This window comes from Azospirillum baldaniorum (assembly GCF_003119195.2).
GTDB lineage: Bacteria > Pseudomonadota > Alphaproteobacteria > Azospirillales > Azospirillaceae > Azospirillum > Azospirillum baldaniorum.
On sequence record NZ_CP022254.1, the window covers coordinates 1,498,226 to 1,517,937 of the forward strand.

At 69.2% G+C, this 19,712-nt stretch carries 21 protein-coding genes; 14 read left to right on the forward strand and 7 right to left on the reverse strand.

From position 1 onward, the window contains the following. Positions 1-45 precede the first annotated feature (45 nt). The 5 genes from Sp245p_RS21080 to Sp245p_RS21100 all read left to right on the forward strand — a co-directional run bounded on the left by Sp245p_RS21080 (position 46) and on the right by Sp245p_RS21100 (position 4,312). On the forward strand, positions 46-1,662 hold the full coding sequence (locus Sp245p_RS21080; protein ID WP_014198248.1) for an acyl-CoA synthetase: 1,617 nt from the start codon (positions 46-48) through the stop codon (positions 1,660-1,662). Between the two features lie 249 nt (positions 1,663-1,911). Then, positions 1,912-2,655, forward strand: a complete 744-nt coding sequence (locus Sp245p_RS21085; RefSeq protein WP_014198249.1) for a sulfite exporter TauE/SafE family protein — start codon at positions 1,912-1,914, stop codon at positions 2,653-2,655. A 76-nt stretch (positions 2,656-2,731) separates the two neighbouring features. Further along, entirely contained in the window at positions 2,732-3,436 is a 705-nt protein-coding gene (locus tag Sp245p_RS21090) for an ABC transporter ATP-binding protein (protein WP_014198250.1), read from the forward strand. A gap of 92 nt (positions 3,437-3,528) precedes the next feature. After that, positions 3,529-3,933, forward strand: a complete 405-nt coding sequence (locus Sp245p_RS21095; protein ID WP_014198251.1) for a MerR family transcriptional regulator — start codon at positions 3,529-3,531, stop codon at positions 3,931-3,933. Then, on the forward strand, positions 3,893-4,312 hold the full coding sequence (locus Sp245p_RS21100; RefSeq protein ID WP_014198252.1) for a carboxymuconolactone decarboxylase family protein: 420 nt from the start codon (positions 3,893-3,895) through the stop codon (positions 4,310-4,312). The genes Sp245p_RS21095 and Sp245p_RS21100 overlap by 41 nt, the downstream gene beginning before the upstream one ends. Positions 4,313-4,315: 3 nt before the next feature. Here Sp245p_RS21100 and Sp245p_RS21105 read toward each other — a convergent pair whose 3' ends face one another. Together Sp245p_RS21105 and Sp245p_RS21110 are read right to left on the reverse strand one after the other, a co-directional pair. Then, positions 4,316-4,594, reverse strand: a complete 279-nt coding sequence (locus Sp245p_RS21105; protein WP_035678432.1) for a GNAT family N-acetyltransferase — start codon at positions 4,592-4,594, stop codon at positions 4,316-4,318. A 43-nt stretch (positions 4,595-4,637) separates the two neighbouring features. After that, the gene (locus Sp245p_RS21110; RefSeq protein ID WP_035678407.1) at positions 4,638-5,270 is read right to left on the reverse strand and encodes a trimeric intracellular cation channel family protein; all 633 of its coding nucleotides are present in this window, start codon (positions 5,268-5,270) and stop codon (positions 4,638-4,640) included. A 169-nt stretch (positions 5,271-5,439) separates the two neighbouring features. Here Sp245p_RS21110 and Sp245p_RS21115 point away from each other — a divergent pair, with 169 nt between their 5' ends. Then, entirely contained in the window at positions 5,440-6,138 is a 699-nt protein-coding gene (locus Sp245p_RS21115) for a pirin family protein (protein ID WP_014198255.1), read from the forward strand. 162 nt (positions 6,139-6,300) lie between these two features. Here the strand turns inward: Sp245p_RS21115 and Sp245p_RS21120 are convergent, their stop codons facing one another. Genes Sp245p_RS21120 through Sp245p_RS21130 form a run of 3 tightly spaced genes read right to left on the reverse strand, consistent with a single transcriptional unit; the run spans position 6,301 to position 8,201 of the window. Then, a complete protein-coding gene (locus Sp245p_RS21120; protein ID WP_014198256.1) occupies positions 6,301-6,861 on the reverse strand; it encodes a hypothetical protein in 561 nt (186 codons plus the stop codon). Positions 6,862-6,921: 60 nt separating this feature from the next. Continuing rightward, the gene (locus Sp245p_RS21125; RefSeq protein ID WP_014198257.1) at positions 6,922-7,347 is read right to left on the reverse strand and encodes a hypothetical protein; all 426 of its coding nucleotides are present in this window, start codon (positions 7,345-7,347) and stop codon (positions 6,922-6,924) included. 14 nt (positions 7,348-7,361) lie between these two features. Then, positions 7,362-8,201 (reverse strand): TIGR02587 family membrane protein, encoded by an 840-nt coding sequence (locus Sp245p_RS21130; protein WP_014198258.1) that lies wholly within the window; start codon positions 8,199-8,201, stop codon positions 7,362-7,364. A gap of 161 nt (positions 8,202-8,362) precedes the next feature. Between Sp245p_RS21130 and Sp245p_RS21135 the strand changes: the two genes are divergently transcribed. The 7 genes from Sp245p_RS21135 (at position 8,363) to Sp245p_RS21165 (ending at position 16,720) form a co-directional block, all read left to right on the forward strand. Beyond that, on the forward strand, positions 8,363-8,569 hold the full coding sequence (locus tag Sp245p_RS21135) for a heavy-metal-associated domain-containing protein (protein WP_041812415.1): 207 nt from the start codon (positions 8,363-8,365) through the stop codon (positions 8,567-8,569). Positions 8,570-8,649: 80 nt separating this feature from the next. After that, the gene (locus Sp245p_RS21140) at positions 8,650-11,049 is read left to right on the forward strand and encodes a heavy metal translocating P-type ATPase (RefSeq protein ID WP_109138895.1); all 2,400 of its coding nucleotides are present in this window, start codon (positions 8,650-8,652) and stop codon (positions 11,047-11,049) included. 11 nt (positions 11,050-11,060) lie between these two features. Then, positions 11,061-11,483, forward strand: a complete 423-nt coding sequence (cueR, locus tag Sp245p_RS21145) for a Cu(I)-responsive transcriptional regulator (protein ID WP_041812887.1) — start codon at positions 11,061-11,063, stop codon at positions 11,481-11,483. Between the two features lie 55 nt (positions 11,484-11,538). Beyond that, positions 11,539-13,488, forward strand: a complete 1,950-nt coding sequence (locus Sp245p_RS21150; protein ID WP_014198260.1) for a M1 family metallopeptidase — start codon at positions 11,539-11,541, stop codon at positions 13,486-13,488. A gap of 105 nt (positions 13,489-13,593) precedes the next feature. Further along, entirely contained in the window at positions 13,594-14,226 is a 633-nt protein-coding gene (locus Sp245p_RS21155) for an SH3 domain-containing protein (RefSeq protein WP_041812416.1), read from the forward strand. Between the two features lie 121 nt (positions 14,227-14,347). Beyond that, on the forward strand, positions 14,348-15,487 hold the full coding sequence (gene hypD, locus Sp245p_RS21160; RefSeq protein ID WP_014198262.1) for a hydrogenase formation protein HypD: 1,140 nt from the start codon (positions 14,348-14,350) through the stop codon (positions 15,485-15,487). A 144-nt stretch (positions 15,488-15,631) separates the two neighbouring features. Next, positions 15,632-16,720, forward strand: a complete 1,089-nt coding sequence (locus Sp245p_RS21165; RefSeq protein WP_014198263.1) for a TRAP transporter substrate-binding protein — start codon at positions 15,632-15,634, stop codon at positions 16,718-16,720. Positions 16,721-16,763: 43 nt separating this feature from the next. On the opposite strand, the gene Sp245p_RS21170 is transcribed toward Sp245p_RS21165, so the two are convergent. Both Sp245p_RS21170 and Sp245p_RS21175 read right to left on the reverse strand, forming a co-directional pair. Continuing rightward, positions 16,764-16,976 carry a hypothetical protein gene (locus Sp245p_RS21170; RefSeq protein WP_040135042.1) on the reverse strand — a complete coding sequence of 71 codons (213 nt, stop codon included), beginning with the start codon at positions 16,974-16,976 and terminating at the stop codon, positions 16,764-16,766. 229 nt (positions 16,977-17,205) lie between these two features. Next, on the reverse strand, positions 17,206-18,825 hold the full coding sequence (locus Sp245p_RS21175) for an ABC-F family ATP-binding cassette domain-containing protein (protein WP_109138816.1): 1,620 nt from the start codon (positions 18,823-18,825) through the stop codon (positions 17,206-17,208). A gap of 122 nt (positions 18,826-18,947) precedes the next feature. Between Sp245p_RS21175 and Sp245p_RS21180 the strand changes: the two genes are divergently transcribed. Further along, the gene (locus Sp245p_RS21180) at positions 18,948-19,670 is read left to right on the forward strand and encodes a helix-turn-helix domain-containing protein (protein ID WP_246119804.1); all 723 of its coding nucleotides are present in this window, start codon (positions 18,948-18,950) and stop codon (positions 19,668-19,670) included. The last annotated feature ends 42 nt before the right edge of the window (positions 19,671-19,712 follow it).

Here is a 19,712-nt window from a genome sequence, read left to right on the forward strand (position 1 = left end):
ATGGCCGCGTCCAAGCGGCCGGCAAGAACCTGTCGGGAGGAAAGCATGCTGCCGGAAGCGGACAGCTACGAGGGCCTGCGCGACCGTTTCGTCTGGTCGGTGCCGGAGCGTTACAACATCGGCGTGGACGTCTGCGACAAGTGGGCGGAGCGCGATCCGGACCGCACCGCCCTGATCCACAAGCGCCGGGACGGCGCGGTGGAGACCCACAGCTTCGCCGACATCCGCCGCCTGTCGAACCGCCTCGCCAACGCGCTGGCCGCCCATGGGGTGGCGCGCGGCGACCGGGTGGGCATCCTGCTGCCCCAGGCGCCGGAGACCGCGGTCAGCCACGTCGCCGTCTACAAGATGGGCGGCGTCGCCGTTCCCCTCTTCTCGCTGTTCGGCGTTGAAGCGCTGGAGTACCGGCTCGGCAATTGCGGGGCGCGGGCGGTGGTGACCGACGCCGTGGGTGCGGCCAAGATCGCCCAGATCCGCGACCGCCTGCCCGAGCTGAAACTCGTCCTGCGCATCGACGAGGCCGGAGAGGGCGAGCTGGACTGGCACGCGCTGGTCGATGCGGCGTCGGAGGACTTCACGCCGGTGGACACGGCGGCGGACGACCCGGCGGTGATCATCTACACCTCCGGCACCACCGGCCAGCCCAAGGGCGCGCTGCACGCGCACCGGGTGCTGCTCGGCCACCTGCCGGGGGTGGAGATTTCCCACGACCTGTTCCCGCAGCCGGGCGACCGCATCTGGACCCCGGCGGACTGGGCGTGGATCGGCGGTTTGCTCGACGTGCTGATGCCCGCCTGGCACCATGGCGTGACCGTGGTCTCCCACCGCTTCGAGAAGTTCGACGCGGAGGAGGCCTTCCGCCTGATCGCCGATTTCCAGGTGCGCAACGCCTTCCTGCCGCCGACCGCGCTGAAGATGATGCGCGCGGTGAAGGACCCGCAGACGCGCTGGAATTACAGCATGCGCTCCGTCGCCAGCGGCGGCGAGACGCTGGGGGCCGAGCTTCTCGATTGGGGCCGCCAGACCTTCGGGCTGACCATCAACGAGTTCTACGGCCAGACCGAGTGCAACATGATCGTGTCCTCCTGCGCCACGGTCATGCCGCCCAAGCCCGGCGTCATGGGCCGCCCGGCGCCCGGCCACGACGTGGCGGTGATCGACGGGCAGGGCAACCGCCTTCCTCCCGGTGAGATCGGCCTGATCGCCGTGCACCGCCCGGACCCGGTGATGTTCCTGCAATACTGGAACAACCCGGAGGCCACCGCCGCGAAGTTTGTCGGCGACTGGCTGGTCACCGGCGACCAGGGCGAGTTGGACACCGACGGCTACATCCGCTTCGTCGGGCGGGACGACGACGTGATCACGTCGGCCGGCTACCGCATCGGCCCCGGCGAGATCGAGGATTGCCTGATCGGCCACCCCGCCGTCCGCATGGCCGCCGTGGTCGGCGTGCCGAACCCTCTGCGCACCGAGATCGTGAAGGCCTTCATCGTCCTCCAGGACGGCGTTCGCCCCAGCGACGCACTGGCGGCGGAGATCCAGGCCCATGTGAAGACGCGGCTGGCCGCCCACGAGTATCCCCGCGCGGTTGAGTTCGTGGACAGCCTGCCGATGACGACCACGGGCAAGATCATCCGGCGCGAGCTGCGGGGGCGGGGGTAACGTTCCAAACCCTCTCCCGTCCCGCGAGAGGGAGGGACCCGCCGCGCAGCGGCGGGAGGGTGAGGGTGCGGCCAAGAATAAGGCATCGATCCTCGCGCGACCCTCACCCGGCTCTCAGCGGATGCCAGAGGCATCCGCCTGTCGCCGTCAGCGCTGGCTTTCAGCCAGCGTGAGAGGCGCCTTCGGCGCCACCCTCTCCCGAGGCGGGAGAGGGACGAAAAACAACAAGAAAAGACAACGACCCGAACGATGGTGACGACATCCCTGCTCCTGCTCGCCGCGGCCTTCCTGGCCGGGGCGATGAACGCGGTCGCCGGCGGCGGCAGCTTTCTCACTCTTCCCGCGCTGATCTACGCCGGGGTTCCGCCCGTGGCGGCGAACGCCACCGGTACGGTGGCGCTGCTGCCCGGCTACGCCAGTGGCGTCTACGGCTACCGCCACGACCTGGAGCCGGTGGGCGGGGTTGGGCTGGTCACGCTGTCGGTGGTCAGCCTGACCGGCGGGCTGATCGGGGCGGCGCTGCTGCTGGTGACTCCGGATTCGGTGTTCCGCAGCATCGTGCCCTGGCTGCTGCTGGTCGCCACCGCGCTGTTCGCCTTCGGCGGCATGCTGGCGGCCCGGCTGCGGGCGGTGGGGCTGCACGGGACGGGGGCGATGCTCGCCACGCTGTTCGCGGTGTCGGTCTATGGCGGCTATTTCAACGGCGGCCTCGGCATCCTGCTGCTGGCGCAGCTGAGCCTGTTCGGGATGACCAACCTGAACGCCATGAACGCGCTGAAGAACCTGTTCTCCGCCGTGCTGACCGCCATTGCGGTCGCCGCCTACGCGATCGGCGGGGCGGTGGAGTGGTCCTACGCCGCGCTGATGACCGTGGCTGCGGTGGCCGGCGGCTATGTCGGGGCGCGGGTCGGGCGCAAGATCCCGTCGCGCATCCTGCGCGCGGGCATCATCGCCGTGGGCTTGGCGATGAGCGTCCTGTTTTTCCTGAAGTAAAAGCCGTTCGGTTCCGGCGGCGCCTGCGCTAAGGTGGCGGCCCTTCTCCCAAGGCCGCCACGACGCAAGACCCCGCATGCTGACCGTATCCGACCTCGACCTCTTCTACGGCGACGCCCAGGCGCTCGACGGCGTGTCCATCGCGGTGGCGGAGGGCACGACGACCGCCATCGTCGGCGCCAACGGGGCGGGCAAGACCTCGCTGATCCGCACCATCTCCGGCATCCTGAAGCCGGCCCGCGGCACCATCCGCTTCCGCGGCAAGGACATCGCCGGCCTGCCAAGCCACGTCGTCTGCGACCTCGGCATCGGGCAGGTGGCGGAGGGGCGGCAGATCTTCCCGACGCTCAGCATCCGCGAGAATCTGGAGATGGGCGCCGTCATCCCGCGCGCCCGCGACGGGGCGAAGGACACGTTCGAGCGCGTGCTGACCCTCTTCCCCCGCCTGAAGGAGCGGCTGGAGCAGGCCGCCGGCACGCTGTCGGGCGGCGAGCAGCAGATGCTGGCGATCGGGCGCTGCCTGATGGGCAAGCCCGACCTGATCATGTTCGACGAGCCGTCGCTCGGCCTCTCCCCGACCATGGTGCAGGAGCTGTTCCGCACCATCCGCGCGCTCGCCGCCGAAGGCATGACGATCATCCTGGTGGAGCAGAACGTCGCCGCCTCGCTGAAGTTGGCACAACGCGCCTATGTGTTGGAGAATGGGCGCGTCGTTCTGGCCGGCACGGGCGAGGAGTTGCTGGCCGATCCCGCGGTCAAGCAGGCCTATCTCGGCCTGTGACGCCTTGGCGGTCGCGGTGACCGAATCCCTCTTGACTTAGAGCGCGCTCGAACCCGTAGCGTCCTGTGCATCGTGATGAGAAGCAGACGCGCATGAAGATCGGGGACCTCGCGAAACGTTCGGGGCTGACGGCCCACACCATCCGCTACTATGAGCGGATCGGGCTGCTGCCCTACGCCGACCGGAACCAGTCCCGCCACCGCGATTACGACGCCTCGATCCTGACCTGGATCGAGTTTCTCGGCCGTCTGAAGACGACCGGCATGCCGATCCGCGACATGCTCCGCTATGCGGCGCTTCGTGAGGCGGGCGCCGGGACCGAAGCGGAGCGGCGGGCGTTGCTGGAGCAACACCGCGAGCGTGTGCGCGCCCAGGTCGATGAACTGAACGCCTGTCTTCTCGTCCTCGATACCAAGATCGACGGTTACGTCGAAACGGAACAGAGGAAGACTGACGATGACGACACACCTGTCCAGGATCGAAGAAAGCCGGCTTGAGCGCGGGCAACGGGCGCTCGCCGAGATCGACGGCGCGGCCGGCCATAAGGTGGTGGCGTCGCTTGCCGACATCGCGCCGGACTTCGCGACCTATGTGTTCGAGTTCCCCTTCGGCGACATCTACTCGCGGCCCGGACTCGATCTGCGCTCCCGCGAGATCGCCACCATCGCGGCGCTCGCCGCCATGGGGAACGCGGCACCCCAGCTCAAGGTGCACATCGAGGCCGGATTGAACGTCGGGCTGACCCGCGACGAGATCGTCGAGGTTCTCATCCAGATGTCGGTCTATGCGGGGTTCCCGGCCGCTCTCAACGGGCTGTTCGCGGCCAAGGAGGTCTTCGCGGCGACCGATGGGCAACGGCCGCCGGGACCGTCGTGAGATCTACCGCGCCAGCAGGTCGTGATGCTCGCGGTGGCGGTGCATCCAGTTGGCGGCGTAGCCGCAGATCGGGACGATGGTCAGCCCCTCGGCGCGGGCGATGGCCATCACCCCCTCCAGCAGCCGCCCGGCGGCGCCGGTTCCGCGCAGGGACGGCGGCGCCTCCACATAGGGGATGTGCAGGATGGTGCCGCGGCGGCGGTAGGTCGCGAAGACCGTCTGGCCGTTCACGTCCAGTTCGAACCGGCTCATGGCCGGGTTGTCGGTCACGGTGTCGCTCATGCCCATTCCAACAGCCCAAGCCTTTGGTTGTTCACCGCAAATGTCAGGAACCGGGGGCGCGCGGCGCGCTCCAGCCGCGCAGGACGCTGACCACCCGCAGCAGGAAGGCCGCCGCCGCCCCGGCGATGGCGACCGGCGCCTTCGGCAGGTCCAGCATGGCCCCGGCGATGACGATCGCCGCACCCAGCAGGGCGGCCACCGCGTAAATCTCCTCGCGCAGCACCCGCGGCACCTCGGCCACCAGCACGTCGCGCACCAGCCCGCCGCCGCAGGCGGTCAGCACGCCCAGCAGAACTGCGGGCAGCGGGCCCAGCCCATAGGCCAGCGCCTTGCCGCAGCCGGCCACCGCGAAGATGCCAAGGCCGGCTGCGTCCAGCACCATCACCGGCTTGACCAGCCGGTTGATGAAGGGGTGGAAGAAGAAGGCGAACAGGCCGGAGGCCAGCGCCGTGATCAGGTAGCGCTCGTCCTGCATGGTGGCCGGCGGGATCGCCCCGATCAGCAGGTCGCGCAGCACGCCGCCGGCCAGCGCCGTCACCAGCGCCAGCACCATCACGCCGAAGATGTCCAGACGGTGCCGCACGGCCAGCGTCCCTCCCGTCAGCCCGAAGATGAAGATCCCGGTCAGGTCCATGGCGAGGAGGAGGGGCGAAACATCAGGGATGATGGCGGGCATGATGGTGGTCGGCGACGCTGGTTGAGAGGAGCCGCCATCATAGCCGTTTGTTGCATCTCATGGAACAGATAAGCCGCAACTCCGGCAATTGTTGTTTTGCGGAAACGGGAGCACATTCCTCTCCAGACGAGGGGCCACAGGGCCTCGCACAGGACGAGGAGGAGCAGAGATGATCACGATCCGCAACCGCGACGAACGGGGCGCCGTCAACATGGGCTGGCTGAACAGCAAGCACAGCTTCTCGTTCGGCCACTACTACGACCCGGCCCATATGGGCTTCCGCGCGCTGCGCGTCATCAACGACGACCGCGTGATCCCCGGCGCCGGCTTCCCCACCCACGGGCACGCCGACATGGAGATCGTGTCCTATGTTCTCGACGGCGCGCTGGAGCACAAGGACACGCTGGGCACCAGCTCGGTCATCCGCCCCGGCGACGTGCAGCGGATGAGTGCCGGGTCGGGCATCCGGCACAGCGAGTACAACGCGTCCAAGAAGGACCCGGTGCACTTCCTGCAGATCTGGATCCTGCCCAACGAGGAGGGCATGGTCCCCGGCTATGAGCAGAAGGCCTTCGAGCGGGAGGAGAAGCAGGGCCGCCTGCGCCTCGTCGGTTCCCAGGACGGGCGCGACGGCAGCGTGGTCATCCATCAGGACGTGGACCTCTACGCCACGCTTCTGGACGAGGGCGACAGCGTGACCCACGAGCTGCGTCCGGGCCGCCACGCTTGGGTGCAGGTCGCCCGCGGTCAGGTCCGGCTGAACGGCGAGGTCCTGAAGGAAGGCGACGGCGCCGCGATCAGCAAGGAGGAATCCCTGACGCTGGACGGCGTGGTCAGCGCCGAGGTGCTGCTGTTCGATCTGGCGTGAGGCATGAACCCCTCTCCCGTCCCGGGAGAGGGTGGCCCGGAGGGCCGGGTGAGGGTCGTGCGAGGATTGATGCGCGAATTCTCGGCGGTACCCTCACCCTCCCGCCGCTCGCGCGGCGGGTCCCTCCCTCTCCCGGGGCGGGAGAGGGTATCTCGGGAATCTTCACATCCCCTGCGGTGCAGCCAAGCGGATGCCCATGCGGTGGGCCTCCAGCATGAAGGCGCGGGTCATCTGCACGAGATCCGTCCGCCAGTAGAGCTGCTCCAGCGGGTTGTCGAGGAAGTCCTCGGGCAGCATGGCGTAGCAGTAGGTCTCGACCACGCGCCGGTCGGGCTGCCAGGGGTCGGCGCCGTCGCGCCAGCCGATGGTCCAGCCGGCGTGGCCGGCGCCGATGGCCCAGCGTTCGAAATGCGGGGAGATGGTGGCGCTGGCCACCGGATCGGCGACCGGCACCTGATAGATCGCCACGAAGCGACGGACGTTCAGTTGCAGCCGCATCACCAGCGATTCATCGAAGGCGTCGACGCGGTACAGGCAGTCGGACGCCCCCTCGACATGGCTGAAGCGCACCGCGGCCCGCCTTGCCGCCTCCAGCGTCAGGCCGGACGGCTGGTCGGCCAGCGGCGGGGATTCGTAATCCACGGCGCGCAGCGCCTCCACCATGTCGCCGGTCAGGAAAAGGCGGATGCGCTGCTGCGCCTCGTCGATGGTCAGGCGGGTCATCGCGGGGTCGGTGTCCTCTGTTGCCGGTGCCAAGGACAACAGGCCGGGAGCCCGCTTGGTTCAGGGCTCCACATAGCCCAGCACGCGCAGGCGCAGCGCGTGCGCCCGCGGGTCGCGGTCGAAGAACAGGCCGCCCTTCTGCTCGGAGCCGGCGGGCACATAGTCGAACTCGGCTACGGACGTTTCCAAGGCCTCGTCGCCCGCCATCAGTTGGCCCTCCACCTGGACCTTCGCACCGGTCTTGCCGCCGTCGTTGGTGAGCCGGATGTGGGCAAGCCAGCGTGGCCCGGCGGGAACCACTTCCTCGACGACGGCGGTGATCGCCGGTGGGCCGCTGCCGCGGGTGATGCCCTCGTAACCCAGCACCCCCACCGAGCCCAGGAACAGCAAGAGCCCCAGCCCCGACGAAATCCAGGCCAGCCGCGACACCGACGCGCTGCCGTCCTCGTCCCTCGACGTGATGTCGTTTTCCCGGATGTCGGCCATCGGCGTCCCTCCCGTCACACGATCAGGCGGGCGGTGGCGGCGCCCAGCGCGCTGGGGAAGCCGAGCACCACCGTGGCGGTCACCAGCTCCATCATCGACAGGCCGGCGATCCGCTCGAAGGTCCACAGCAGATAGAGGCTGATCAGCAGGGCGATGCCGTAGCCGGCGACCGAGAAGCGCAGGAAGACGGACAGGAACCCGTCGTCCCCGGCGCTCTCCTGCCCGGCGAAGCCGACCGTGTAGACGAAGATGTGCAACAGCCCCAGCGACAGCACCGCGAGCGCCACGGCGTGCCAGGGCGACATCTTGTAGGAGATCAGGATCATCTCCTCGGTCGGGGCGACGTTGAAGCCGACGAACAGCGCCCCCGCCCCCATCAGGAACAGTTCCCCCGGATAGCTGGAGCGGATGCGCCGCTCCCGATCGGCGTCGTCCTGCTGGCCGAGCTGCTTGCGCGCCAGCATGGCGCCGATGCTGGCCGGCACGGACTGGAGCGCGATCTTGCCGATGATCTCCGGCAACGGCTGGTCCAGACGCACGATGGCGAAGACGGTCAGCAGCGCCGCCGACATCAGGAAGCCGACGGCGAAGGCCGACAGCGCGTCGATCAGGTCGTCCTGCCAGCAGAAGGTTTCCTCGAACCCGGCGAAGTAGGACAGGCCGAACAGCACCGGCAGCGTCACCAGAATGAACAGGGCCAGCCGGAAGCGGTCCATGTAGAAGCCCAGCTCCCACATCTCCATGGTCATCAGCAGCGGCAGGGCGAAGATGATCGCTCCCGCCGATGCGCGGGCCAAAGCGCGGGCGAATTGGGCTTCGTCATGGAGAAAGCTGCGCTGGCGGGTGATGTCCATGACCCATGAATGCGCGAGCGTGGCGGTTGGTTCCGGCGGTACCACGGCAGTGTTCGGAGCAGTGATGGGGCGGCGATCGGGGCAGTGGATTTCCTCTTGACCTTCCAATCGCTGGAAGGCGGAAGCTGACGGCAACACCACCTCGTGGGAAGGAGTTCGTCATGGTTGCGTTCAAGGTTCCTGGCATGACTTGCGGCGGCTGTGCTGCCTCCGTCCGCCGTGCGCTCGGCGCCGTCGCCGGGGTCGAGGATGTGCAGATCGACCTGGACTCGAAGGACGTCCGTGTCAGCGGGGCGCCCAGCGCCGATGCCCTGCGGACGGCCCTCGACAAGGCCGGCTTCGAAGCCGAAGGGCTTCCGGTCGCGTAACGGTTTTCGGCACCCTTGACCTTCCAGTCATTGGAAGCCTTATCTGAGGGAGCCGGTTGAAGACGAAGAAAGGACGGATCATGTCCGCCACCACCGACCTCGACATCGGGATTTCCGGCATGACCTGCGCCTCCTGCGTGGGGCGGGTGGAAAAGGCGCTGTCGCGCCTGCCGGGCGTCACCAACGTGTCGGTCAACCTCGCCACCGAGCGGGCGCGGGTCGCCTTCGCGGGCGATCCCGATCCGCGGGCGGTGGCGGAGGCCATCGAGAATGTCGGCTTCGAACCACAGAGGCAGGCGTTCGACCTGACCATCGGCGGCATGACCTGCGCCTCCTGCGTCGCGCGCGTCGAAAAGGCGCTGCTGCGCGTGCCGGGGGTGGAGTCCGCCGCCGTGAACCTCGCGACGGAGCGGGCGCACGTCACCGCCTATGCCGGAACGGTGGACGCCGCCCGGCTGGCCGAAGCGGTGGAGATGACCGGCTTCACCGCCGCCCCCGTCGCCGACACCGATTCCGCCGCAGCGGCGGTGGAGGACCCGGCGCAGGATCGTAACCGGCGCGATCTCCGCCATGTGCTGATCGCCGCCGCGCTGTCGGCGCCGCTGGTCCTCGGCATGGCGGGGGATTTGCTGGGGCTGAACCTGATGCTGCCAGCCTGGGCGCAGTTCCTGCTGGCGACCCCGGTGCAGTTCTGGCTGGGCTGGCGCTTCTACCGGGCCGGCTTCATGGCGGCGCGCGCCGGGTCCGGCAACATGGATCTTCTGGTGGCGCTCGGCACCTCGGCGGCCTGGGGGCTCAGCGTCTACATGATGCTGACGGCGCATCCGAGCCATACGCCGCACCTCTATTTCGAGGCGTCGGCGGTGCTCATCACCTTCGTGCTGCTCGGCAAATGGCTGGAGGCCCGCGCCAAGGGCCGGACGGCGGCGGCGATCCGCGCGCTGATGCAGCTTCGCCCTGACACCGCCCGCGTCCGCCGCGATGGTGTGGAGGTGGAACTGCCCATCGCCCAGGTGCGCGTCGGCGACCGCGTGGCGGTCCGTCCCGGCGAGCGCATCCCCGTGGACGGGCGCGTGGCGGAGGGGGCGGGCAGCGTCGACGAATCCATGCTGACCGGCGAAAGCCTGCCGGTGGAGAAGACGCCGGGCTCCCGCGTCACCGGCGGATCGATCAACGTGGACGGGCTGCTGCTGGTCGAGACGGTGGCGGTGGGCGCCGAGACGATGCTCGCCAAGATCGTCCGCATGGTCGAGGGCGCCCAGGCGTCCAAGGCGCCGATCCAGCGGCTGGTCGACAAGGTGGCGGCGGTCTTCGTGCCGGTGGTGCTGGGCATCGCCGCGGTGACGCTGGTCGGCTGGTGGATCGGCACGGGGAACGTGGAAACCGCGATCATCACGGCGGTGTCGGTCCTGGTCATCGCCTGCCCCTGCGCGCTGGGCCTCGCCACGCCGACCGCCATCATGGTCGGCACCGGAGCGGCGGCCCGCCACGGCATCCTCATCAAGGACGCGGAGGCGCTGGAGCACGCCCACGCCATCACCGCCGTGGCCTTCGACAAGACCGGCACGCTGACCGAGGGCAAGCCCCGCGTCACCGATCTGGTGCCCGTGGATGGCGTCGAGGAGGAGGAGCTTTTGCGGCTGGCCGCGGCGCTCCAGAGCGGCAGCGAGCATCCGCTGGCCCGCGCTGTCCGCGATCGCGCGGCGGAGCGCGGCGTGGCCGGCGTTGCGCCGGAGGGCTTCAAGGCGCTGGCCGGGCGCGGCGTGTCGGCCACCGTGGAGGGCCGCGCCCTTCTGCTGGGCAGCAAGCGGCTGATCGCGGAAAGCGGCCTGTCCGACGCGGGGCTGGAGGCGCGGGCGGCGGCGCTGGAATCCGCTGGGCGCACCGTGTCCTGGCTGGCCGAAACGACGCCGGAGCGGCGCGTTCTGGGCCTCGTCGCTTTCGGCGAGACGGTGAAGGAGAGCGCCCGCGCCGCCGTCCGCTCCCTGAAGGCGCAGGGGGTGGAGACGGTGATGGTCACCGGCGACAGTGCCGGGGCCGCCCGCGCGGTGGCCGCTGACCTGGGCATCGACCGCGTCTTCGCCGAGGTGCTGCCGGACGGCAAGGCCGAGGTGGTGGCGACGCTGAAGGCGGAGGGCAAAGTCGTCGGCATGGTCGGCGACGGCATCAACGACGCGCCCGCCCTGGCCGCCGCCGACGTCGGCATCGCCATGGCGACCGGCACCGACGTTGCGATGCACACCGCCGGGGTCACGCTGATGCGCGGCGATCCTGCGTTGGTGGCCGGTTCCATCGACGTGTCGCGCCGCACCTATTCCAAGATCCGCCAAGGGTTGTTCTGGGCCTTCATCTACAATCTGGTGGGCATCCCGCTGGCGGCATCGGGCCTGCTCAGCCCGGTGCTGGCCGGGGCGGCGATGGCGCTGAGTTCGGTCAGCGTCGTCCTGAACGCCCTGTCGCTGCGGGGGTGGAAGCCATGAGCGTCGGCGGCATGACCATCGGGGACGCGGCGAAGGCGTCCGGCGTCAACGCCAAGCTGATCCGCTACTACGAATCCATCGGCCTGATCCCCGAGGCCGGGCGGACGGCGTCCGGCTACCGCGTCTATTCGCCCAGCGACGTGAACATCCTGCGCTTCGTCAAGCGGGCGCGGACGCTGGGCTTCAGCATCGAGCGCATCCAGATCCTGGTCGGGCTGTGGCAGGACCGCAGCCGTTCCAGCGCCGAGGTGAAGCGGGTGGCGCTCGACCATGTGGCGGAGCTGGAGGCCAAGATCGCCGAGCTGCGCGCGATGAGCGACACGCTGAAGCATCTGGCCCACGCCTGCCACGGCGACGAGCGGCCGGATTGCCCGATCCTGCGGGATCTGGAGGAGGGTGGGGAATGCTGCCATGGGGCGGAGCGGGATCAGTGAGGGCTTGGCATGCCTCCGCTGGCGCGGCGCAGCCCAAGCCTTATATTGCAGGGTCATGCGCACCCTCCTCCTCGCCCTTTGCGGCATCCTCGCCGTCGCGCCCGGCTGGGCCGCCGGCCTGCACCATGACCTGACCGTCACGCTGGACCCCGCCGCGCGGCGGCTGGAGGTTGAGGACCGGCTGCGCCTGCCCGGCGGCACGCACCGGCTGCGGCTGGCGCCGGGGCTGGCGGTCGGCGAAGCCCGGCTCGACGGCAAGCCGGTGGCGGTGCGCGGCAACGCCCTGCCAGTCACCGTTCCGGAGGGCGGCGGCGAGCTTCACCTGCGCTACGCCGGGACCTTGCCGCCCTTGACTCCGGAGTCGCGCGGTGGAGGTGGTGGGGCGGAGGGCGCCTATCTGCCCGCCGGCACCGGCTGGATTCCGACTCCCGAAAGCGGTGCGGCGGAGCCGCCCTCCTGGCGGCTGTCGGTTCGCGTGCCGGCGCCCTTCGTCGCGGTGGCGACGGGCCGTCTGGTCGAGGAGACGCGCGATGGCGCCGGCTACACCGCGATCTTCGCGGAGGAGCGCAGCGTCGAGGAGCCGTCGCTCTTCGCCGGGGCGTGGCAGGTGACGGAACGGATGCACAATGGTCTTCGTCTCCGCACCTACTTCCATCCGGAACAGGCCCCGCTGGCCGACGAGTATCTGGACCTCAGCGCCCGGACCATCGACGTGCAGGCGGCGCGGATCGGTGCCTATCCCTTCGCCGGTTTCGCCATCCTCTCGGCGCCGCTGCCCGTCGGGCTGGGCTTCCCCGGCCTGACCTACATCGGGCGGCAGGTGATGCCGCTGCCCTTCATCCGCGCCCAGTCGCTGCCCCACGAGATCCTGCACAACTGGTGGGGCAACGGCGTGCGCGTCGGCGACAGCGGCATCTGGCCCGGCAACTGGTCGGAGGGGTTGACCACCTTCTTGGCCGACTACGCGGCGGCGGAGGCGCGTGGCGAGGATGCGGCACGGGCCATGCGGCTGGACTGGCTGCGCGACTACGCCGCCCTTCCGGCGGAGCGCGATTCCGCCCTGACCGATTTCCGCGCCAAGGTCCACGACGCCGCCCAGATCGTCGGCTACGGCAAGGCGGCGATGCTGTTCCACATGCTGCGCGCCGAGATCGGGAGGGACGCCTTCGACGCGGGCATCCGCCGCTTCTGGGAGGAGAAGCGCTTTCAGGACGCGGGGTGGGACGATCTGCGCCACGCTTTCGAAGCGGCGTCGGAGCGGGACCTCAAAGCCTTTTTCGAACAATGGCTGACCCGCGTGGGGGCGCCGACGCTGGAACTGGTGCAAGCGAGAGCCGACGGCGACCGGGTGGCACTGACCCTGCGCCAGGGCGAGCCGGCCTATGGCCTGACCGTGCCGGTGGAGGTGCAGACCGTGGCGGGGACGGAGCGCCATACCATCCGCCTCGACGGGAATGAGGCCACCGTGACGATCCCGGCCGCCACAGCACCGCGGGCGCTGGCGGTCGATCCCGGCTTCGGCCTGTTCCGCCGTCTGGCGCCGGGGGAGGCGCCGCCGACTCTGCGCGACGTGACGCTGGACCACGCGGCCACCACCGTCATCGCCACCGCTGACGGCCCGGCCGCCGAGGCCGCCCGCACGCTGGCCGAGCGTCTGGCCGATGGCAAACCGCGCATTGCCGCCGCGGACCGCGCCGACCCCGCCGGCCCGCTTGCCGTGATCGGGACGGCGGGGGAGGTCGACCGGCTGCTGGCCCGGCTTGGCCTGCCGCCGCTGCCGGACAGCCTCAAGGGTCGCGGCACGGCGCGGGTGTGGACCGCAAGAACCCCGCAGGGCCGCCCGCTGCTGGCGGTGGCCGCGGACGACGCGGCGGCGCTGCAGGCGCTGCTGCGCCCGTTGCCCCATTACGGCCGGCAGAGCTGGCTGGTCTTCGAGGGCGCCCGCGCCGTTGACCGCGGCGTATGGCCCGCCGGCGGCAGCCCCCTGCGTGTGTCTTTCGAGTAGTTTCGCCCGCCCTTCCTCTGTCCATGGAGCATACCCCGCCTTTGCCTGTTGTAGGGGAAACGGCGCGCGATGCGCGCGTTCTGCGGGAGAATGCACATGTCTCGGATGACGAAGACTTTCCTCGGAACCCTGGCCGGTGTCGGCGTGGCGGCGCTGGTGGCCCTGCCCGCGGCGGCGGCCCCCGGCGACATCCACACGGTGACCGGCGAGAAGGTCAACCTGCGCGCGGCCCCGTCCGACAACGCCTCGGTCCGCTCCACCGTCACCCGCGGTGACGAGGTGATCGAGCTGAAGCAGGAGGGCAACTGGATCGGCGTGCGCTCGATGCGCACCGGCGAGGAAGGCTGGGTCTTCGGCGACCTCGTGAAGCGGCAGACGCCGAGCACGCTGGGCGGCGCGTCGTCCGCGGCGTCGGACGCCGGGTTCGGGCGCATCTCCTCGGGCTTCGACGGGTTGATGGCCGGCATCAACAACCAGCTCGGCTACCGCTTCGCGGAGCGGGTGGAGCAGTCGGGCAACGGCGCGCTGCGCGTCATCCCGACCCAGGAATGGCTCTACAACACCAGCCGCGAGGCCAAGATCTACGCGGCGCTGGCGCTCTACGAGATGTGGAAGAACCACAACAACGGGCGTCCGGTCAGCGTGGCGCTGGGCTCCCCCGGCTCCTCCGCCATCGGCATCGAGGATTCGGGGCGGGGTCCGGAGCTGTCGCTGCCCGTGATGGGCGCTTCGAAGTAAGGCGTTCACGGCGCGGCGGGCGTGATGCCGTCCCGCCGCGCCCCATTCTTGATCCGCATCAACGCCAGCGCTCCCCGCCGCCGTCCAAATGCCGTGACGGCAGGCGGAAGGGGCTGGAGCGATGAAGTACGTCGATGAATTCCGGGACGCGGCGCTGGCCCGCGGCATTGCCGCCGCCATCGCGCGGGAGGCGGCCACCGGGCGGACCTATCACCTGATGGAGTTCTGCGGCGGCCACACCCACGCGGTGTCCCGCTACGGCATCCCCGACCTGCTGCCGGACAACGTGCGGATGATCCATGGGCCGGGCTGTCCGGTCTGCGTCCTGCCGGTGGGGCGGATCGACGACGCCATCGCCATCGCGCGCCAGCCCGGCGTGATCCTGTGCACCTACGGCGACGTGCTGCGCGTGCCGGGATCGGGACGGGTCAGCCTGCTGAAGGCGAAGGCCGAGGGGGCGGACGTGCGGATGGTCCTGTCGACCATGGACGCCCTGCGCATCGCCGAGGAGAACCCGGACCGTGAGGTCGTCTTCTTCGCCATCGGCTTCGAGACGACCACCCCGCCGACCGCGGTGGCCGTCCACGCCGCCCAGGCCAAGGGTCTGAGGAATTTCAGCGTCTTCTGCAACCACGTCCTGACCCCCGCGGCCATCCGGGGCATCATGGACAGCCCGGAGGTGCGGGAGATGGGCACGCTGCCACTCGACGGCATCGTCGGGCCGGCGCATGTCTCCGTGGTCATCGGCAGCCGCCCCTACGAGTTCGTGGCGGAGGCTTACGGCAAGCCGGTGGTGATCGCCGGGTTCGAGCCGCTGGACGTGCTCCAGGCCATCCTGATGCTGATCCGTCAGGTCAACGAGAGGCGGGCGGTGGTGGAGAACCAGTTCACCCGCGCGGTGACCCCGGAGGGCAACCGGAAGGCCCAGCGGCTCGTCGCCGACACCTTCGACGTGCGATCCGGCTTCGAATGGCGGGGCCTCGGCTCGCTTCCCGACAGCGGCCTGCGGTTGAAGGAGGAGTTTGCCGCCTTCGACGCCGAGCGGCGCTTCTCCGTACCGGGCCGCGCGGTGCCCGACCACAAGGGCTGCGAGTGCGGCGATATTCTGCGCGGGGTGAAGAAACCCAGCGATTGCAAGTTGTTCGGCACCGTCTGCACGCCGGAGAACCCGATGGGTTCCTGCATGGTGTCGGCGGAAGGGGGATGCGCCGCCCATTACACCTACGGCCGATTCCGCGACCACCGATTGGCGGTGCCGTAACCGTTGGTTTCAACCACAAACGGTTTGTCACGAAATATTTCGTCGGGGAAGCTATTCGCCCTTTGCACGGCTAACCTTTTGCGGGGGTTCGGAGGACGCTGATAGGTTCCTTCCTGAACAAAAGAACAGGAGGGGACTTCCCGTATGAAACGCCGTTCGTTCCTTGCCAGCGCCGGTGTCGGCGTCGCGGCCAGCACCCTTGCCGCTCCGGCCATCGCGCAGAGCACGCCGGAAGTGCACTGGCGCCTCGCCTCCAGCTTCCCGAAGAGCCTGGACACCATCTACGGCGCCGCCGACGTGATTTCGCGCCGCGTCGCCGCCATCACCGACAACAAGTTCACGATCCGGCCCTTCGCCTCGGGTGAGATCGTTCCCGGCCTGCAGGTTCTCGACGCCGTGCAGAACGGCACGGTCGAGTGCGGCCACACCGCCAGCTATTACTATGTCGGCAAGGACCCGACCTTCACCTTCGACGCGACGGTGCCGTTCGGCCTGAACGCCCGCCAGCAGAACGCCTGGATTCTCCAGGGCGGCGGCATGGAACTGCTGCGCGAGTTCTTCAAGGGCTACAACGTCGTCAACTTCCCGGCGGGCAACACCGGCACCCAGATGGGCGGCTGGTTCCGCAAGGAGATCAAGACGGTCCAGGACCTGAGCGGCCTGAAGTTCCGCATCGGCGGCTTCGCCGGGCAGGTGCTGACCAAGCTGGGCGTGGTGCCGCAGCAGATCGCCGGCGGCGACATCTACCCGTCGCTGGAAAAGGGCACCATCGACGCCGCCGAGTGGATCGGCCCCTACGACGACGAGAAGCTCGGCTTCAACAAGGTCGCCAAGTACTACTACTACCCCGGCTGGTGGGAAGGCGGCCTGAACGTGTCGCTGCTGGTCAACCAGCAGAAGTGGGAAGAGCTGCCGAAGCCCTATCAGGCGGCTCTGGAAGCGGCCTGCTACGAGGCGCTGGCGATCATGAACGCCAAGTACGACGCCGACAACCCCGCCGCCCTGAAGCGTCTGGTGGCCGGCGGCGCCCAGCTTCGTCCCTTCCCGCGCGAGGTGATGGAGGCCTGCTACAAGGCGGCCTACGAGCTGTACGACGAGACGGCCAAGAACAACCCGGAGTTCGCCAAGATCTACGAGCCGTGGAAGAAGTTCCGCGACGAGGAATACCTGTGGTTCCGCGTCGCCGAGAACAGCTTCGACAACTTCGCCTTCACCGCCGGGCAACGTCGGTAAGGGAGGATCGGTGCGGCGCTGCGGCGCCGCACCGCTTCGGCCGCTACTGGGCGGCCAGCTTCTGGGACAGGCGTTGCAAATCCTGCGACGCGCGGTCGGCGATGCGCTGGGCGGCCACCAGCGTGTCCGTCAGAGTGCCGACGTCCGGCGCGATCTCGCCCGCGGCGTCGGACATCTCGTCCAGGGCCTTCACCGCGGTGTCGATCAGGCGGATGACCAGCCCCGCGGGGCCGTCGGCGTTGTCGTACCCAGCCATTCCAAAATCTCCATGGTTGCGCAACCCAGCCCGAACGACACGGACACAAGTTTCCATGGAGGGGGCGGCCCGCGCAAGCCGCTTGTTGCGGTGCACGCGTTCCCGCCCCGGCCGGCGTTAAAGCGGATTGCGATCCGCTTTGGACCGCGACGGCGGTCCCGGTCGCACATGCGACCGGAGCCCGCCGGCAAATGAGGCGATATGAGTCTAAAGCGAACGAAAGTTCGCTTTAGTGGATGCCCGGGGCTTCCTGTCCGGTGCTCGCCACATACTCGGTGTAGCCGCCGCCGTACTGGTGGATGCCCTCCGGAGTCAGCTCCAGCACCCGGTTCGACAGGGCCGCCAGGAAATGGCGGTCGTGCGAGACGAACAGCATGGTGCCCTCATAGGCGCCCAGCGCCGAGATCAGCATCTGCTTGGTGTCGAGGTCGAGGTGGTTGGTCGGCTCGTCCAGCACCAGGAAGTTGGGCGGGTTGAACAGCATGGTCGCCATGACCATCCGGGCCTTCTCGCCGCCGGACAGGACGCGGCACTTCTTCTCCACATCGTCGCCGGAGAAGCCGAAGCAGCCGGCCAGAGCGCGCAGCGACCCCTGGCTCGCCTGCGGGAAGGAGGCCTCCAGCGATTCGAAGATCGTCTTGTCGCCGTCGAGCAGGTCCATGGCGTGCTGGGAGAAATAGCCCATGCGCACGCTGCCGCCGACCGCGACGGTGCCGCTGTCCGGCTCGGTCGCGCCGGCCACCAGCTTCAGCAGCGTCGACTTGCCGGCGCCGTTGACGCCCATGACGCACCAGCGCTCCTTGCGGCGGATCGTCAGGTCCAGCCCCTCGTAGATGGTCCGGCTGCCGTAGCCCTTGTGCACATTCTTCAGCACCGCGACGTCGTCGCCGGAGCGCGGGGCTGGCGGGAAGTCGAAGGTCACGATCTGGCGGCGCTTGGGCGGCTCGAACCGCTCGATCTTGTCGAGCTTCTTCACCCGGCTCTGGACTTGGCTGGCGTGCGAGGCGCGGGCCTTGAAGCGCTCGATGAACTTCAGCTCCTTGGCCAGCATGGCCTGCTGGCGCTCGAACTGGGCCTCCTGCTGCTTCTCGCGCAGCGCCCGCTGGCGCTCGTAGAAGCCGTAGTCGCCGGAGTAGCTGGTCAGCGACCCGCTGTCGATCTCGATGATCTTGTTGACGATGCGGTTCATGAACTCGCGGTCGTGCGAGGTCATCAGCAGGGCGCCCTCGAAGCCCTTCAGGAAGCCTTCCAGCCAGATCAGGCTTTCGATGTCCAGATGGTTGCTCGGTTCGTCGAGCAGCATGACCTCGGGCCGCATCAGCAGGATGCGGGCCAGCGCCACGCGCATCTTCCAGCCGCCGGACAGCATGCCGACGTCCATGTCCATCATTTCCTGACTGAAGCTGAGGCCGGCGAGCACCTCGCGCGCCTTGCCCTCCAGCTCGTAGCCGCCCAGCTCGTCGAAGCGGGCCTGGACCTCGCCGTAGCGCTCGATGATGGCGTCCATCTCGTCGGCGCGGTCGGGGTCGGCCATGGCGGCTTCCAGCTCGGCCAGCTCGGCGGCGACGGTGCTGACCGGGCCGGCACCGTCCATCACCTCGGCGACGGCGGAGCGGCCGGACATCTCGCCGACGTCCTGGTTGAAGTAGCCGATGGTCGCCTGCTTCTCGATCGCTACCTGACCGGTGTCCGGCAAATCCTCGCCGGTGATCATGCGGAACAGCGTCGTCTTGCCCGCCCCGTTGGGACCGACCAGCCCGATCTTTTCGCCCCGGTTCAACGCCGCCGATGCTTCGAGGAAGAGGATTCGGTGACCATTCTGCTTGCTGATGTTGTCGAAGCGGATCATGTGCGGCTGCGTTCCTGCGGCGTTGTTCCCATGGCGTGGCGGGGGCTCTTATGCCACAGGATGTGCGGTGCGATGGAGTCCAGATCGGCGCCATGCGAAAATCACAACCCGGAAACAACGTGATGGGAAGGATCGCCGTCATGGGGCGTCCGCCGCAGGTTTGGGACTATTGGCGCCCCACCGGCAGCGGGGGCGGCAGCGGCATCGTCGAGCTGGGAACGGTGCGCGGGCTCGACGTGGCCCTGCCGGTGCATTTCCATCGCGAGGATCAGCTGACCTTCGTCCTGGCGGGACGGCGGCGCTTCGTCATCGCCGGCGACCTGCGCGAGGCCGGTCCCGGCGAGGGGGTGCACATTCCTGCAGGCCTGCCGCACCGCTCGCTGTGCGGGGCGGACGAGGTCGTCTGCATCAACCTCTACACGCCGCCCGGCCTGTACGCCGCGCCGGAGGCGATCGCCGGGCTGGCCCGGCACTGGCGGAGGACGGGCGGGCTGGGCTGGCCCGACCTGACGCGGATCGCCGAGGACCACCGCCGCCCCATCGGGACCGGGGTGGAGCCCGCATCCGCGTTCACGGGGGGCGAGGCGTGGGACAGCGTCGGCGAGGCGGCCCGCCGCGCCGGGATGAGCCGCGAGGGGTATTCCCGCCGGTTCCGCAAGCACCACGGCGTCCCACCCCATGCCTTCGGGCTTCAGGAGCGGCTGAACGAGGCGCGGTTGCTGCTCCGCGCCGGGGAGCCCATCGCCGCGGTCGCGGCGGACACCGGATTCACCGACCAGAGCCATCTGGGGCGCTGCTTCCGCCGCGCCTTCGGCGTGACTCCGGGCCGCTACCGGGCCAGCTAGTGCACTGACGCAGACATAGGATTCACAGCGGCCGGCCGACGT

What these genes read in the sequence shown, in the direction of transcription:
- Sp245p_RS21080 (WP_014198248.1), top strand. Translation starts at nt 46, where the DNA reads ATGCTGCCGGAAGCGGACAGCTACGAGGGCCTGCGCGACCGTTTCGTC.
- Sp245p_RS21085 (WP_014198249.1), top strand. Translation starts at nt 1,912, where the DNA reads ATGGTGACGACATCCCTGCTCCTGCTCGCCGCGGCCTTCCTGGCCGGG.
- Sp245p_RS21090 (WP_014198250.1), top strand. Translation starts at nt 2,732, where the DNA reads ATGCTGACCGTATCCGACCTCGACCTCTTCTACGGCGACGCCCAGGCG.
- Sp245p_RS21095 (WP_014198251.1), top strand. Translation starts at nt 3,529, where the DNA reads ATGAAGATCGGGGACCTCGCGAAACGTTCGGGGCTGACGGCCCACACC.
- Sp245p_RS21100 (WP_014198252.1), top strand. Translation starts at nt 3,893, where the DNA reads ATGACGACACACCTGTCCAGGATCGAAGAAAGCCGGCTTGAGCGCGGG.
- Sp245p_RS21105 (WP_035678432.1), bottom strand. Translation starts at nt 4,594, where the DNA reads ATGAGCGACACCGTGACCGACAACCCGGCCATGAGCCGGTTCGAACTG.
- Sp245p_RS21110 (WP_035678407.1), bottom strand. Translation starts at nt 5,270, where the DNA reads ATGCCCGCCATCATCCCTGATGTTTCGCCCCTCCTCCTCGCCATGGAC.
- Sp245p_RS21115 (WP_014198255.1), top strand. Translation starts at nt 5,440, where the DNA reads ATGATCACGATCCGCAACCGCGACGAACGGGGCGCCGTCAACATGGGC.
- Sp245p_RS21120 (WP_014198256.1), bottom strand. Translation starts at nt 6,861, where the DNA reads ATGACCCGCCTGACCATCGACGAGGCGCAGCAGCGCATCCGCCTTTTC.
- Sp245p_RS21125 (WP_014198257.1), bottom strand. Translation starts at nt 7,347, where the DNA reads ATGGCCGACATCCGGGAAAACGACATCACGTCGAGGGACGAGGACGGC.
- Sp245p_RS21130 (WP_014198258.1), bottom strand. Translation starts at nt 8,201, where the DNA reads ATGGACATCACCCGCCAGCGCAGCTTTCTCCATGACGAAGCCCAATTC.
- Sp245p_RS21135 (WP_041812415.1), top strand. Translation starts at nt 8,363, where the DNA reads ATGGTTGCGTTCAAGGTTCCTGGCATGACTTGCGGCGGCTGTGCTGCC.
- Sp245p_RS21140 (WP_109138895.1), top strand. Translation starts at nt 8,650, where the DNA reads ATGTCCGCCACCACCGACCTCGACATCGGGATTTCCGGCATGACCTGC.
- cueR (WP_041812887.1), top strand. Translation starts at nt 11,061, where the DNA reads ATGACCATCGGGGACGCGGCGAAGGCGTCCGGCGTCAACGCCAAGCTG.
- Sp245p_RS21150 (WP_014198260.1), top strand. Translation starts at nt 11,539, where the DNA reads ATGCGCACCCTCCTCCTCGCCCTTTGCGGCATCCTCGCCGTCGCGCCC.
- Sp245p_RS21155 (WP_041812416.1), top strand. Translation starts at nt 13,594, where the DNA reads ATGACGAAGACTTTCCTCGGAACCCTGGCCGGTGTCGGCGTGGCGGCG.
- hypD (WP_014198262.1), top strand. Translation starts at nt 14,348, where the DNA reads ATGAAGTACGTCGATGAATTCCGGGACGCGGCGCTGGCCCGCGGCATT.
- Sp245p_RS21165 (WP_014198263.1), top strand. Translation starts at nt 15,632, where the DNA reads ATGAAACGCCGTTCGTTCCTTGCCAGCGCCGGTGTCGGCGTCGCGGCC.
- Sp245p_RS21170 (WP_040135042.1), bottom strand. Translation starts at nt 16,976, where the DNA reads ATGGCTGGGTACGACAACGCCGACGGCCCCGCGGGGCTGGTCATCCGC.
- Sp245p_RS21175 (WP_109138816.1), bottom strand. Translation starts at nt 18,825, where the DNA reads ATGATCCGCTTCGACAACATCAGCAAGCAGAATGGTCACCGAATCCTC.
- Sp245p_RS21180 (WP_246119804.1), top strand. Translation starts at nt 18,948, where the DNA reads ATGGGAAGGATCGCCGTCATGGGGCGTCCGCCGCAGGTTTGGGACTAT.